The following is a 320-nucleotide window of genomic DNA, read 5'->3' as shown; positions in this document are numbered from 1 at the left end:
GCCGCGCAGGCTGGCGTGGGTATCTCCAAGTCGATCACGGATAGCGCGGACTTCCGCGTGGAAGCGGCTTACCGCTACGACTGGGACGACAAGACCCAGCCGGCGCGCAACGGTTACGGTGACTGGTACCTGGGCTTCAGTCTGGTGGCAAAGATCGGCGCCGTGCCGGCCGCTGCTGCCCCGGCCGCTCCGCCGCCGCCGCCGGCGCAGCCGGACTGCTCCAAGCAGTTCCGCAACGGCGTGAACCTGTGCGACAACAAGTGCCCGGACCTGCCGGAAGGCACGATCGTGGGCCCGGATGGCTGCCCGCAGAAGGTGGT

At 69.1% G+C, this 320-nt stretch carries 1 pseudogene; it reads left to right on the top strand.

The window, feature by feature from the left end:
• Positions 1 to 15: 15 nt before the first annotated feature.
• Positions 16 to 320 (top strand): annotated as a pseudogene (locus tag ISP15_RS18450) (OmpA family protein); the annotation flags it as partial.

Source organism: Dyella jejuensis (assembly GCF_044904675.1).
GTDB lineage: Bacteria > Pseudomonadota > Gammaproteobacteria > Xanthomonadales > Rhodanobacteraceae > Dyella_B > Dyella_B jejuensis.
The sequence above is the reverse complement of the archived record's forward strand: the minus strand, read 5'-3'. Positions and strand labels throughout refer to the sequence as shown.